The 13,326-nt window shown below is 60.0% G+C and carries 7 protein-coding genes and 1 pseudogene; 5 read left to right on the forward strand and 3 right to left on the reverse strand.

Going from position 1 to position 13,326, the window contains the following annotated elements; genetic code table 11:
• Positions 1-149: 149 nt before the first annotated feature.
• Positions 150-2,207 carry a T6SS phospholipase effector Tle1-like catalytic domain-containing protein gene (locus HLUSI_RS30850; RefSeq protein WP_238533882.1) on the forward strand — a complete coding sequence of 686 codons (2,058 nt, stop codon included), beginning with the start codon at positions 150-152 and terminating at the stop codon, positions 2,205-2,207.
• Between the two features lie 111 nt (positions 2,208-2,318).
• Here the strand turns inward: HLUSI_RS30850 and HLUSI_RS0100455 are convergent, their stop codons facing one another.
• On the reverse strand, positions 2,319-4,742 hold the full coding sequence (locus HLUSI_RS0100455; protein WP_414086108.1) for a penicillin acylase family protein: 2,424 nt from the start codon (positions 4,740-4,742) through the stop codon (positions 2,319-2,321).
• A 38-nt stretch (positions 4,743-4,780) separates the two neighbouring features.
• A pseudogene (gene queG / locus HLUSI_RS26310) lies at positions 4,781-5,856 on the reverse strand (tRNA epoxyqueuosine(34) reductase QueG).
• Positions 5,857-5,899: 43 nt separating this feature from the next.
• Between queG and tsaE the strand changes: the two are divergent.
• Positions 5,900-6,388 (forward strand): tRNA (adenosine(37)-N6)-threonylcarbamoyltransferase complex ATPase subunit type 1 TsaE, encoded by a 489-nt coding sequence (gene tsaE, locus HLUSI_RS0100465; protein ID WP_016832084.1) that lies wholly within the window; start codon positions 5,900-5,902, stop codon positions 6,386-6,388.
• On the forward strand, positions 6,352-7,698 hold the full coding sequence (locus tag HLUSI_RS0100470) for an N-acetylmuramoyl-L-alanine amidase (RefSeq protein WP_029362950.1): 1,347 nt from the start codon (positions 6,352-6,354) through the stop codon (positions 7,696-7,698). The genes tsaE and HLUSI_RS0100470 overlap by 37 nt, the downstream gene beginning before the upstream one ends.
• Positions 7,699-7,958: 260 nt before the next feature.
• Here HLUSI_RS0100470 and HLUSI_RS0100475 read toward each other — a convergent pair whose 3' ends face one another.
• The gene (locus HLUSI_RS0100475; RefSeq protein ID WP_016832086.1) at positions 7,959-8,609 is read right to left on the reverse strand and encodes a VTT domain-containing protein; all 651 of its coding nucleotides are present in this window, start codon (positions 8,607-8,609) and stop codon (positions 7,959-7,961) included.
• Between the two features lie 380 nt (positions 8,610-8,989).
• On the opposite strand from HLUSI_RS0100475, the gene HLUSI_RS0100480 reads away from it, so the two are divergent.
• Entirely contained in the window at positions 8,990-11,956 is a 2,967-nt protein-coding gene (locus HLUSI_RS0100480; RefSeq protein ID WP_016832087.1) for a sensor domain-containing protein, read from the forward strand.
• A gap of 270 nt (positions 11,957-12,226) precedes the next feature.
• Positions 12,227-13,326: Cache 3/Cache 2 fusion domain-containing protein (locus tag HLUSI_RS0100485; protein WP_016832088.1), on the forward strand; the 1,100-nt coding region annotated here is incomplete at its 3' end.

Genomic DNA, 13,326 nt, shown 5'->3' on the forward strand with positions numbered 1-13,326 from the left:
GGGGGGGGGGGGGGGGGGGGGCCCCCGGGGGTGCATTTCTTCCCGAATGATCAAGTAAGGGTAGTATCGTCTGCGAGATATGCACCGGAAAGTCCAAAACATCCCATATCAGAAAATGCCATTGTCCCTCCACCGGAGGAACAATAATCATGGGTGCACCAATACATTCGGCTCCACTAGAGATAATTGCTGATACTGAAACAGAGCTGATGGCAACGGAAGCAGAAGAAATCGCCCTAAAGGATCTGCTTAGGGCGCCGGTGGTATACGCGCCAGGCGGTAGACCTCTGCCGCCTTGTCAGAAGATGGTCAAAATCGGCCTGTTCTTCGATGGCACCAGTAACAACAAGTACAGGGATGAACCCAATCAAGCCCATACGAACGTCGTCAAGCTGTTTAATGCGCACAAGGATGTCAAGGGCGAGGGCTATCAAAAAGATTCCAGCTGTTTCCGTTTCTATATTCCTGGCGTCGGTACTCGCTTCCCTGAGAATCAGGAATGGAAAGAAACCCAGGAAGGCAAGGCAATGGGGAAAGGTGGGCAGGCACGGATTCTGTTCGGAATCCTGCAGGTTTACAACGCGGTGTATCAGGCATTTAATGAAGGTACTCGCTTGTTCACCGATAGTGAACTTACCGCCAAACTAAAAAGCTATACCCGCGACGTCGAAAGTAACTACGACAAGGACTACCCCCAAGACGAACGCCGCAAGCGCTGGTTCACAGAACTGCGCGACGAGTTGAACGACAAGCTGCAAACTCGGCGCGACATGATCATTCAGCCCCGTATCCCTAAAATTCGTGTCGCCGTGTTCGGCTTCTCCCGCGGGGCGATTGAAGCGCGCAGTTTCTGCTACTGGCTGCACGCCGCACTGGAAGAGAAATCCACGCTCGCGGGTATGCCCATTGAGATCAATTTCCTCGGCCTGTTCGACTCGGTCGCCTCGGTCGGCCTGCCGCATTCAGCGGCGCAAACCACGCCGTTCCGTTTCATCGACGGCCACTTCAGCTGGGCAGCAGAGACTTTGACGCCACTTCCATCACTGGTCAAACAGACGGTGCACTACATTGCCGCGCACGAACAGCGCATGAACTTTCCCGTCACATGCGTACAGGGCAGCAACGTGCAGGAAGTACTGTATCCCGGCGTGCATGCGGATGTCGGTGGTGGCTATTGCCCCAGAGAGCAAGGACGAGGAATGAGCGTCGGGCAGATGGTGTCGCAGGTGCCGCTGTTGCATATGCATAAAATTGCGCGTCTGGCAGGCGTGCCCTTGATGACCTATCGCCAGATGTCTTCGGATCTACAGGCCGACTATGCCCTCAGTCCCGAACTAGCTGCCAACTGGAACGCCTACATGGCTGCTGGAGATTTCGCCGGGACGTATGAGAGCCAGGTACGCGAACACATGCGAATGTATTACCGTTTTCGCTATCACTGGTTAGGCCGCATGGCGCAACTGCCGGCCTGCCAGCGTGCCACTTCCCAAGAGCAGCAAGACATGGTCAGCTACGACGATCTGTTCAAGGGAGACATGGAGCTGCTGCGTGAGCGTGCCAAGGGCGGCCCTCCAAGGAGGTACCGAGCCAACGGCGATGAAATCAAATTCTTTGCACCGGGCCACAGTCACATCGCCAACCGCGAGCAGTTACTGCGCGCGGATATGCGCCAAGCACCCGACGACAGGGAAGCGCTGGCGCTCCAGGTATTCGAAGAACAACGGGGCCAGTCCAAGGCCGAGGGTATCGCCTTGCTGGAAGAACAAGTGCATGATTCTCTGGCCGGGTTCTATCTGGGCGGTTACGTGAGCGCGGAAGAAAAGGCCGAGAAACTACGTACCTGGCAAACCAAGCCGCCATCGGAATACGATCGCTATAACCATCAGGCCTGGCAGAATTTTGAAAAAGCCAAGACCAAGAATCGCGAATTGCAAAAGGTTCTGGACGACAAGGCCGAGTTGGCCACACAGGCGGAGAATGCCCGTTTTAATGGTCGTGCAGGAGAGATGGAGTCGTTGCAACGGCGCGGTGCTTTCACCGATGAGGAATCTTTATTGTTGACACAAGGAGTCGACGGTCAACCGATCTTCCCCGTGCAAAGCGACGGTGACGCGGGAGCATTGTGCAGCGGCTATGTCGCTACCCAGACCGGCACCTTGCGCGAAGGCGGCGGGTATTTAATGTCGCGTGCTGTGTTCTTGCCGTAGAGAAAACGCACTGACAAACTACTCACCTGATGCTTCATTCATAAGTGGTCGTTCCAGCTCCCAGCTCCCGCTGGAACGACCACTCATAGATTTTCAGTCACACCACGCTTCTTATTTCCCCGGCTCCAGCACAATCCTCTGCACCGTCGCCTGCTCCACCGCCTTGCGCGAATACAGCAGCGGGAAGTATTCGCCGTTCAGCCACTTGTCGGCCAGGTCGCGATAATGCGGGCTGTCCGGATCGCCCGATTGCCCTGGTGAATTGACCGCCCTGGAGTTATCCCAGTTGCCGACGTCGACCACCACCCGGAACGACGGGCCGTTGGTCTGGCGGAAGTCGCTCGGGCGATAAGTCGACTGGTTCGGTGAATAAGCGCCGCCGTGTTTCGGCAACGGGCCGACGTTCAGTTTGGCGCGCGTCGCCTCGTCCACCACGCCGGCCAGCGGATGCTCCATCAGGTTGTGATGCAGCTTGCCCCACTGCCATTTACTCGCGTCTTCACCCTGCAACTTCACCATCTCGGCATAGGCGCCGCCGAGGCTGGTCAGCAGGACGTCGTCGCGCTTTTTCGTCGCATCGGCGCCGAACCTGGCCTGCGGCTGTTCCAGCGTATCGAGCAGCACGGCGACGTCGGGCGCGCCCATCGCAGCGGCGGCTTCCTTGCTCAGCACCGCCTCCTTGAAGGCCTTGCCCAGGTGGCGTGAGAGCCAGACTTCATACAGCGCGGCTTGCGGTGAATCGACGCGCTCGACGTAATCCCAGCTGTTGAATATATTCAGCGCCGCTTGTGTTTGCGCATCGGTCGAGGTCAGCGGTTTGAGCAGCGCGCCGAGACGGCGTGCGGGAATCGCCAGGTCGTCGTTTTGCAGGCGCATCGAATCTTCCAGCGACACCTTCGGCAACGACGCCAGCACTTCGCTGATGCGCGAGAAGCGCGAGTTGTTGGTCCATTCGAATCCGAGCTTGCGCTCGCGGTACGGATAATCGTCCGGCAGGTTCATCTGGTTGGCCGAAGCGAACCAGCCCTGCTTGGGATTGTAGGTCGACGGCAGCTGGTCGCCGGTCCAGAATCCGGCCCATTCATAACGGCCGTCGCCCGGCACCGGCAGCAAGCCGTCCCAGTTCGGACGCTTCGGCGCGAGGCCGCCCGGCACCCAGCCGATGTTGCCCTTGACGTCGGCGTAGACCTGGTTCTCGGTCGGCGCGCCCCAGTTCAGCATGGCGCGTTTGAAGGATTTGAAATTCTTGGCGCGCATGTAATCGATGCTGCCGAAGTACGGCGACATGCCCGGTTCCAGCCAGCCGGAACGCACGGCGAAGGCGCGGTTCTTTTCCTTCTCGACGAAGATCACCGGACCGTGTCGCGTGAACTTCAGCTCGGCAGTCGCCGAGCCCGCGCCGCCCTTGACCTTGATCGGTTCACGCAGGACGGTGAAGCGCTCCCACTTGCCCTGGTATTTGTACTCGTCCGGATTGGCGGGATTGAGCTCGTAGACGTACAGGTCTTCCTGATCGATGTTGAAGATCGTCAGGCCGAATGCGATGGTGCCGTTGTGACCGATGGACACGCCCGGCAAGGCCGGTTCGCCGGCGCCGATGACGTTGAGGCCGGGTGCGCTGAGGTGCGTGATGTAGCGCAGCGATGGTGCGGAATAGGCGCGGTGCGGATCGTTGGCCATGATGGCGCGGCCGGTGGCGGATCTGACTGGCGAGACCACCCAGTTGTTGCTGCCTTCCATGGTCTCTTCCAGATTCTCGGCGGCGGCAATGCGGATAGCCGCGCCGTGGTCATCGGCTGCGGTGCTCAGACTTTCTTTGGTGATCTTGACGTTTTGCGTGGCCAGCCCGAACACCTTGAGCAAGTCTTTTGGCAGGCAGGGATCGAGGCCTTGCGGCATGATCGCCTCCCACTTCGGCGTCAGGCCGAAGCGGATTTCATCGGACTTGAGATCGGCCTTGCAGGCGACGTTGGCGCGCGCGACTTCGCTGGTGAGGTTGCGCGTCAGGCCGTGGCTGCGGATGCGCACCACGTCCTCGGCCTGCCATCGGGCCGGCAGGTAGGCCAGTTGTTTGAATTCGTACGGCAGCCGCTCGGGATGCGCCGTAACGTAGTCGACATAGGCGTTGATGCCGGCGACGAAAGCGGTCGCCACGTGTTCGGAATGCTTGCCGTAGGATTTCCACTCGCGCTGCATGTCGCCGCGATAGAGGAACAAGCGAGTCGCCTGGTCTTGCGCGACGTAGGCCGGGCCGAACACTTCGGACAACTGGCCCAGTCCGCGACGGCGCCACAAATCGATCTGGAACAGACGGTCGCGCGCGGCATTGAAGCCCTGCACGAAGAACGCGTCGTCCTGGCTGGCGGCGTAGATGTGCGGCACGCCCCATTTGTCGACGAGGATCTCGGCCTTCTTGTGCAGGCCGGGGATGCGCAGGGTTTCGGTGGCGGCATTCTCCGGTGCTGCATGCGCCAGCGACATCGCAGCGCAGCCCGAGAGCAGCAGCGCCAGCGACAGGGGTTTCATTTTTGACATCGCTTGTCTCCATCTTTGTTTTTTGTGGAGACAACACTTTACAAGGAATGCTGTGCGAGCGCCCACTCGACATGTTCGCGCACCAGTTCGGAAGGATGGTCGAGGCGCGGACGCAAAGCGGCGACGATTTCCGCGTCGCCCTTGTGCGTGCCGGCCGCGTTGCCGAGGCCGACCGCCATGTTGCGCAACCAGCGCTCGTGACCGATGCGGCGGATTGCGCTGCCTTCGGTGTTGCGGTTGAAATCTTCTTCGCTCCAGTTCAGCAACTCAATCAGCGAGGCGCTGCCGAGACCGTGGCGCGCGTCGAAGTCGGGCAAGGTCGAGGTCTGGGCGAACTTGTTCCAGGGACAATACAGCTGGCAGTCATCGCAGCCGTAGACGCGGTTGCCGATCAGGCTGCGCAGCTCGACCGGGATGCTGCCCTTGAGTTCGATGGTGAGGTAGGAAATGCAACGGCGCGCATCAAGTTCGTAAGGGGCGACGATGGCTTGGGTCGGGCAGACGTCAATGCAGGCGCTGCACTGGCCGCAATGCGGTGTGACCGGCTCATCGACCGGTAGCGCCAGGTCGGTGAACAGTTCGCCGAGGAAGAACATCGAGCCGGCTTCGCGGTTGAGCAGCAGCGTGTGTTTTCCGCGCCAGCCGAGGCCGGATTTTTCCGCCAGTGCGACTTCCATCACGGGCGCCGAATCGGTGAAGACGCGATAGCCGAAAGCGCCGATTTCCTTCTCGATGCGTCCGGCCAGTTGCTGCAGCCGCGCGCGCAAGACCTTGTGGTAGTCGCGGCCACGCGCATACAGCGAGACCACTGCAGCGCTTAATCGGCGCCGCGCGCTTCTTCGCGCTCACGCCAGCCGGCGGCAGTATCGCGCGGCAGATACGGCATGCGCACGGTGATCACGCGCACCGTGCCGGGCACCAATTCGGCGGGCCGGGCGCGCTTCATGCCGTGGCTTGCCATATAATCCATCTCGCCGTGGTAACCCTTGTCCAGCCACGCCTGGAAACCCGCCTCCCGATGCGACAGGTCGACATCGGCAATGCGCAGGTCGGCGAACCCGAGTTCGTGCCCCCAGGCTTTGATGGTGTCGGCAAGTGCTACAAGGTCAGTCATCAATCATTTTCAATACGTCGCTTCAAACAAGCTCAATTAATTTATGCAGCCATCGCGTCACACCCATTTGCAGGACGAGGCCGGCACCGCAGCCCTGGGCGCGTCGCTGGCCCAGGTGCTGGAACCCGGCATGGCAATCTACCTGCACGGCGACCTCGGCGCCGGCAAGACCGCTCTCACGCGCGCGCTGCTGCATGCCGCCGGCTACCCGGGCCGCGTCAAAAGCCCGACTTACACGCTGGCCGAACCCTATGAAGTAAAGCTGGCAGACCGCATGGTAACCGTTATCCACTTCGACCTCTACCGCATGGCCAGCCCGGAAGAGTTCCTGGACGCGGGTTTTCGCGAACACTTCAACGAAAACAGCATCTGCATCATCGAATGGCCGGAAAAGGGCGACCCCGTGTTGCCTCCCCCGGATATCAATATCTCGCTAACGGTTGCAGGACACGGACGTGATGTAGAATTACGAGCGTTGTCTGACAAGGGTCATCAATGCCTCGCTCGACTGAAATTCGCTCCAAATCTGTGACATCCAAGACTCGCCGCACCATCCTCAAGGCAGGCGGCACGCTCCTCGTCTCCGTATTGACTCCCCTGCCGGCGCTGGCATCGCAAATCCTCGCGGTGCGCGTATGGCCGTCCGACGACTATACCCGCGTCACGCTGGAAAACGACAGCAACCTCAAGGTCACCCATTTCATCGTCAAGAATCCGGAGCGCCTGGTGGTCGACATCGAAGGCATCGACCTGAATTCGACGCTGAAGGACCTGGTCGCCAAGATCCAGCCCAACGATCCCTACATCAAGCAAGTCCGCGTCGGCCAGAACCGCCCCAGCGTGGTGCGGCTGGTGTTCGACCTCAAGGATGAGATCAAGCCGCAGGTGTTCACGCTGGAGCCGGTCGGCGAATACAAATACCGTTTCGTCATCGACCTCTACCCGGCCAACCCGCCGGACCCGATCGCCGCGCTGATCCAGAAGGGCAACTGGCCCAAGGATCAGCAGGCCGAAGTCAGACCGCCGCTGGCCGAAGCCAGGCCGGACCCGAAAGCTGCACCGCAAGTGCAGGATGAAGATCCGCCGTTCGCCGCCAAGGCCAAACCGCAGGACGACACCAAGCTGCAACTCACGCGCATGATCACCATCGCGCTCGACCCCGGCCATGGCGGTGAAGATCCCGGCGCCATCGGCAGCCGCGGCAATCGTGAAAAAGACGTGGTGCTGTCGATCGCCAAGCGCCTCAAGAAGAAGATCGAAGAACAGCCGAACATGCGTGTCATGCTGACCCGCGACGCCGACTTCTTCGTGCCGCTCGGCATGCGCGTGCAAAAGGCGCGCAAGGTGCAGGCCGACCTGTTCATTTCGATCCACGCCGACGCCTTCGTGCAACCGACCGCGCGCGGCTCCTCGGTGTTTGCCCTGTCGGAAAAAGGCGCCAGCTCGACCGCGGCGCGCTGGCTCGCCAACAAAGAGAATGCGGCCGACATGATCGGCGGCGTCAACATCAAGACCCACGACAAGCAATTGGCGAGCGTCTTGCTGGACTTGTCGACCACCGCCCAGATCAACGACAGCCTGCGCATCGGCAACGCCGTGCTCAAGGAAATCGGCGGCATCAACAAGCTGCACAAGGGCGCCGTGGAACAAGCCGGCTTTGCCGTGCTGAAGGCGCCGGACATCCCCAGCATCCTGATCGAGACGGCCTTCATCTCCAATCCGGAAGAAGAAGCCAAGCTCACCGACAACAGTTATCAGGATGACATGGCCGACGCCATCATGACCGGCATCAAGAAGTACTTCTCCAAGAATCCGCCGCTGGCCAAGAACAAGCTGACCTGAGCCGGTCGGCGTCACCTCAAGTATCTCCCCTTCCGCTCCCGGACATCGCGCCGGGAGTTTTCATTTGGGCCGTGTTTTTTTCCGGACGGCATCGGAACCGGCCTCCAAGGCCGAACAGACCCGTATTCCCACCTCATTTCCGCCCATCGCTGCGGCCCCGCGCGGTCGTATGATGAGTTATTCCACGACGTATCGGAGTCATTCCTTGCGTCTCCGGACAATCACGAAAGAGTCGCCTTGAGCGGGCTGGGCCTGGTCGACTATTGACGTCTGGAAAGGAACTTGCGGTAGAACTGCCACAACCCGCCAAGCACGATCGGCAGGATGGCGGCGACGATGCCGATCAGGACCAGCGTGTTGAGGTTCTGGCGCACCCACGGCAAGTTGCCGAACAGGTAACCGAACGCCAGCAAGCCGACCACCCATAACAGGGCGCCGATGATGTTGAAGAACTGGAACCGGATGAACGTCATCTCCGACACGCCGGCGATGAACGGGGCGAAGGTCCGCACGATCGGCGTGAAGCGCGCCAGGATGATGGTCTTGCCGCCGTGTTTCTCGTAGAAGGCGTGCGTCTTGGCCAGCGCGGCGGGATTGAGCCAGCGGTAATTGTGGGTGAAGACGCGGTGGCCGATGGCGCTGCCGATCCAATAGTTAAGTGTGTTGCCGGTCACCGCGGCAACCACCAGCAGGAACATCAGCAGCCAGATGTTCATCGCGCCGGTGGCGCAAAACGTGCCGGCAATGAATAGCAGCGAATCGCCGGGAAGGAAGGGCAGCACCACCAGACCGGTTTCGCAGAAGATGATCAGGAACAGCACCACATAAATCATCGTGCCGTATTGCTCTATCAGGAGGCCGAGGGACTTGTCGACGTGCAACAGCACGTCCAGTAACTGCAAGTAATCCATACACTCATTTCGTTTTTGACGCCGCTCAGGCTGCGCCGGAATCATACACTACTCGACCGGACGGTCGGCCGCAGGATGGCGAGGCTGGTTTGGCGGCGAGTTGGGCGGCAAGGTGCGCGGAGATACCCGGAGACGGTCTGCTCAACAGGCAAAGCATTTTAAAGAAAGAACTTATTTGATCTGCATGCTCAAGAACAACAACTTTTTTTCCGATAACAAAGGATTCCGACCGTTTTACCCCCTCGCTCAAAGCGGGGGGCAAGTTTCAGGATAGATTCAGATCAGGTTCAAACCGGACGCAAGACAGACGCAACATAATCATACCGAGCGGAGAATTGACGCGTATGAGTGCAGTCAAGGAACGGGAGAGGAACAACTCCATGATGGACGCCGAACGCATCGGCCTTGAGCTTCAGCAATGCCGCAGCTCCCTTGAAGAAAAGGAGGCGCTGCTGGCGGCGTTTTCCCGCTCGATGGCCATCCTCGAACTGGCGCCGGATGGCACCATCTTGTCCGCCAACGACAACTTCCTCACGCTGATGGCGTACCGGCACAGCGATATCGTCGGCCACCATCACCGCATGCTGTGCAATCCCACCCATGCCGGATCGCCCGAATACGCCGAGTTCTGGCGGCGCCTGCATCAGGGCGAAGTAGTGTCCGGCACCTTGCAACGCATGCGCAGCGATGGCTCGCGACTGTGGCTGGAAGCCACCTGCAATCCGGTGTTCGACGCCGAAGGGCGCTTGCTGCGCGTGGTCTCGATCGCTGCCGACATCACCGCCCATATTGATGATTCGCAGGAGAAACACAGCGTGCTGCGCGCGCTCAACCGCTCGCTCGGGGTAATTGAATTTTCCGCCGACGGCATCATCGTCGGCGCCAACGGCAACTACCTCAAGACCATGGGCTACCTGCCCGAAGAGATCGTCGGCAAGCACCATCGCTTCCTGTGCGAACCGGATTACGTCGACAGCCAGGAGTATGAAAACTTCTGGCGCGACGTCAACCAGGGCCGGTTCTTTTCCGGCCGTTTCAAACGCATCGCACGCGACGGCCGGCCGGTCTGGTGGGAAGCCACCTATACGCCGGTGTTCGATCTCGAAGGCGAGCCGATCAAGATCATCAGCATCGGCTCGGACGTGTCGTACCGCATGGTGCGCGAGCAGCGCGACCGCGAATACCAGCATTTGCTGTCGCTGGGCATCAATGAAACCGACAACGCGGTGTTCATCACCAACGACGCCAATCACATCGTCTTCCACAACACCGGCTTCAGCCGCATGCTCGGCTTCACTGCGGAGGAAGTCATCGGCCGCCGGCCGCGTGAGTTGTTCGAAGGACAGACCGCCATCCTCAAGCTGATCGAGGATTGCTACGCGGTAATCGCCGAAGGCCGCAGCTTCCATGGCGAGGAAATGATGGTCGACAAGCAAGGCCATCCGCTGTGGGTGTCGACCGTGGTCAACCCCATCCTCGACGGTGACGGCAAACTGATCAACGCGGTCTGCATCCTGACCGACATCACCAACACCAAGATGCACGAAGTCTTGCAGTACAAAACGCTCAACGCCATGGTGCGCGAAGCCAGCCTGCAGGAAGTGCTGACCATGGTGTGCGTGGAACTCGAACGCATTGCACCGGACATAGTGGCGTCGATCCTGCGCGTCGATGAGAATGGCCTGCTGCATCCGGTCGCCGGCCCCAGCCTGCCGGATGCATACAACCGCGCCATCGAAGGCGTGGCGATCGGTCCGTGCGTCGGCTCCTGCGGCACTGCGGCATTCCGAGCCGAGCCGGTGGAAGTGGTCGACATCGCCACCGACCCGCTGTGGAGCGATTATCGCGACCTGTTGCTGCCGACCGGATTGGAATCGTGCTGGTCGACGCCGATCAAGTCGGCCGATGGCCGCGTCATCGGCACGTTCGCGTTCTACTACCATGGCAAGCGCCGTCCCGATCCCTTCCACCACCGGCTGGTGGACGTCAGCCTGCATTTGTGCGCACTGGCGCTGGAACGCGAAGAGGCGCGCTCGCGCATCCATCGCCTGGCGTTCTACGATTCGCTGACCGGTCTGCCAAACCGCAGCCTGTTGCTGGTCAGCGCCAACCAAGCCATCGCCAACGCGGCGCGCACCCAGATTCCGCTGGCGGTGCTGTTCATCGACCTCGACCGCTTCAAGCAGATCAACGATTCGCTCGGTCATCAGGCCGGCGACGAATTGCTGTGCACCGTCGCCAGCCGCCTGCAGACGGAGGCGCGCAAGTCGGACATCGTCGGCCGCTTGTCGGGCGACGAGTTCGTCATCGTGCTGGCGCAATGCGATCTGAACCGCGTCACTGACGTCGTCAAACGCATCCAGACCAGCCTGTCGATGCCCTGCCATATCGCCGGCGTGACGCTGACGCCCTCGGCCAGCATCGGGATCAGCCTGTTTCCCGACAATGGCGAAACCATCGAAATCCTGCTGCATCGCGCCGACATGGCGATGTACCAGACCAAGGCCAACAACCGCGACCGCTTCAGTTTCTTCAGCGATGAGATGAACACCCAGGCGCAGGAACGCCTGGCGCTCGAAGGCGCGCTGCGGGACGCATTGCGCGGCGGCGATTTCGAGTTGCATTACCAGCCGCAAATCAATTTCCACACCGGTCTGTTGCATGGCGTGGAGGCGCTGGCGCGCTGGCATCATGACCAGCTCGGTCAGATCTCTCCGGCGCGCTTCATCCCGATTGCGGAAGAATGCGGCCTGATCGGCGAGCTCGGCAAATGGGCGCTGGAAGAAGCCTGCTTCCAGCTTCACGACTGGCGCCGGCGCGGCATCAACGTGCCGTCGGTGTCGGTCAATTTGTCCTCGACCAACTTCCATGACCTGGAGCTGCCGCAGTTCATCGCCGGCCTGCTGCAGCGCTTCGCGCTGGCGCCGGGCGACCTGACGCTGGAAATCACCGAAACCGTGATGATGGATACCAACCCCAGCACCACGCGCACCATCCGCGAAGTGCATGCGCAAGGCGTGAAGCTGGCGATGGACGATTTCGGCACCGGTTATTCAAGTCTCGGCTACCTGCGCAACCTGCCGGTATGCGAGCTCAAGCTGGACCAGAGTTTCGTGCGCGACATGGATCGCGACCAGACGGTGCTGGCGCTGACCAACGCGGTCATCCGCATCGGTGAAAGCCTCGACCTGATCGTGGTGGCCGAAGGCGTCGAAGACAAACGGCAATACGATTTGCTGAAACAACAGGGATGCGATGTGGCGCAAGGCTACCTGTTTTCACGACCGATGCTGGCCACGGTTTTCGAGCACTGGCTGAAAAATTTCAAAATCGACAATTTTCTCTAAAAGTTTTATCAGAGCAACAATATTGCATAGCATTTTTACATCATTTTTCATTGGTCTTACCGCTAAAACTGGTTCATAAACAACGAGTTACGTTGTTTTTTGGCTTAAATGAGACCGCATGAAAAGCGAAGTTGGCTATACTTGCTCGCGTTCAAAAAACTGAAGTATTTCTAACCGGCCGCGCACGCGCAAACGTTTGCTTAAGTTCGCAACACAACATTTGCTCGCGGTATCCGGCGCCTTGCGCCTCAACAAAAAGAAAACCACACCATGCAAACCTCTGCCTTTCACTATCGCAGCTGGGCCGTCGGCACCAAGCTCACCTCCCTTACCCTTGCACTGGTCGGCACGCTGTTCGTCGCGGCCATCTTGCTGATCGACCTCACCACGTCAGCCATGCTCGAGCAGCGCTCGATGAACCAGATCAGCGGCGAAACGCGTGCAGTGGTCAACATGGTCGAGATGTTCGACCGTTCGGTGAACAGCCAGGTGGAACGTTTCTCCAACATGTTCTCCAACGCATTCCCGGGCAAGTTCACGCTGGACGCCAGCCGTACCGTACAGATAGGCGACAAGGCGACGCCGGTGCTGCGCAACGGCGACACCGATCTCAATCTCGACTTTTCCATTCCCGACCGCTTCACCGCCCAGACCGGCGTGACCGCCACCATCTTCGCCAAGAGCGGCGATGACTTCGTGCGGGTCTCGACCTCGGTCAAGAAGGAAGACGGCGAACGCGCCGTGGGCACCATGCTCGACCGCGCGCATCCCGGTTACGCCGCGCTGAAGGCGGACAAATCGTATAGCGGCATCGCCACGCTGTTCGGCAAGCAATACATCACCAAGTACGTGCCGATCAAGGACGCCGCCGGCCAGCTTATCGGCGTGCTCTATGTGGGCGTCGATATCTCGGACGACATCAAGGCGCTCAAGGACAAGATCAAGGCGCTGAAGATCGGCGAGACCGGTTTCTTCTACGTCCTCAACGCCAAGGAGGGCAAGGATTTCGGCACCCTGCTGGCGGGCCCCAAGGATGAAGGCAAGAACCTGCTGGGACTGAAAGACGTCGACGGCAAGGAATTCATCAAGGACATGCTCGCCAAGAAGCAAGGCGTGATGCGCTACATGTGGGACAACCCCGACACCGCCGGCCACAGCGGCGAAGAGAAGATCGTCGCTTTCTCGCAATTCCCGGCCTGGAACTGGGTCATCGTCGGCGAGACCTACACCAACGAAGTGACCAGGGAAATCGCCGCCATGCGCAACCGCTTCATGCTGTTCGGCGCCGCCTTCCTGCTGCTGGTTGGCGTGGTCCTGACGATGGTGATCAAGCGGGTCGTGACGCGTCCGCTGGCGCGCGCCCGCGAATG

It is taken from the genome of Herbaspirillum lusitanum P6-12 (assembly GCF_000256565.1).
Taxonomy (GTDB): Bacteria; Pseudomonadota; Gammaproteobacteria; order Burkholderiales; family Burkholderiaceae_D; genus Herbaspirillum; species Herbaspirillum lusitanum.

Coding starts and splice junctions, on each gene's coding strand:
- HLUSI_RS0100455 (WP_414086108.1), bottom strand. CDS start 4,742: ATGTCAAAAATGAAACCCCTGTCGCTGGCGCTGCTGCTCTCGGGCTGC.
- tsaE (WP_016832084.1), top strand. CDS start 5,900: ATGCAGCCATCGCGTCACACCCATTTGCAGGACGAGGCCGGCACCGCA.
- HLUSI_RS30850 (WP_238533882.1), top strand. CDS start 150: ATGGGTGCACCAATACATTCGGCTCCACTAGAGATAATTGCTGATACT.
- HLUSI_RS0100480 (WP_016832087.1), top strand. CDS start 8,990: ATGATGGACGCCGAACGCATCGGCCTTGAGCTTCAGCAATGCCGCAGC.
- HLUSI_RS0100470 (WP_029362950.1), top strand. CDS start 6,352: ATGCCTCGCTCGACTGAAATTCGCTCCAAATCTGTGACATCCAAGACT.
- HLUSI_RS0100475 (WP_016832086.1), bottom strand. CDS start 8,609: ATGGATTACTTGCAGTTACTGGACGTGCTGTTGCACGTCGACAAGTCC.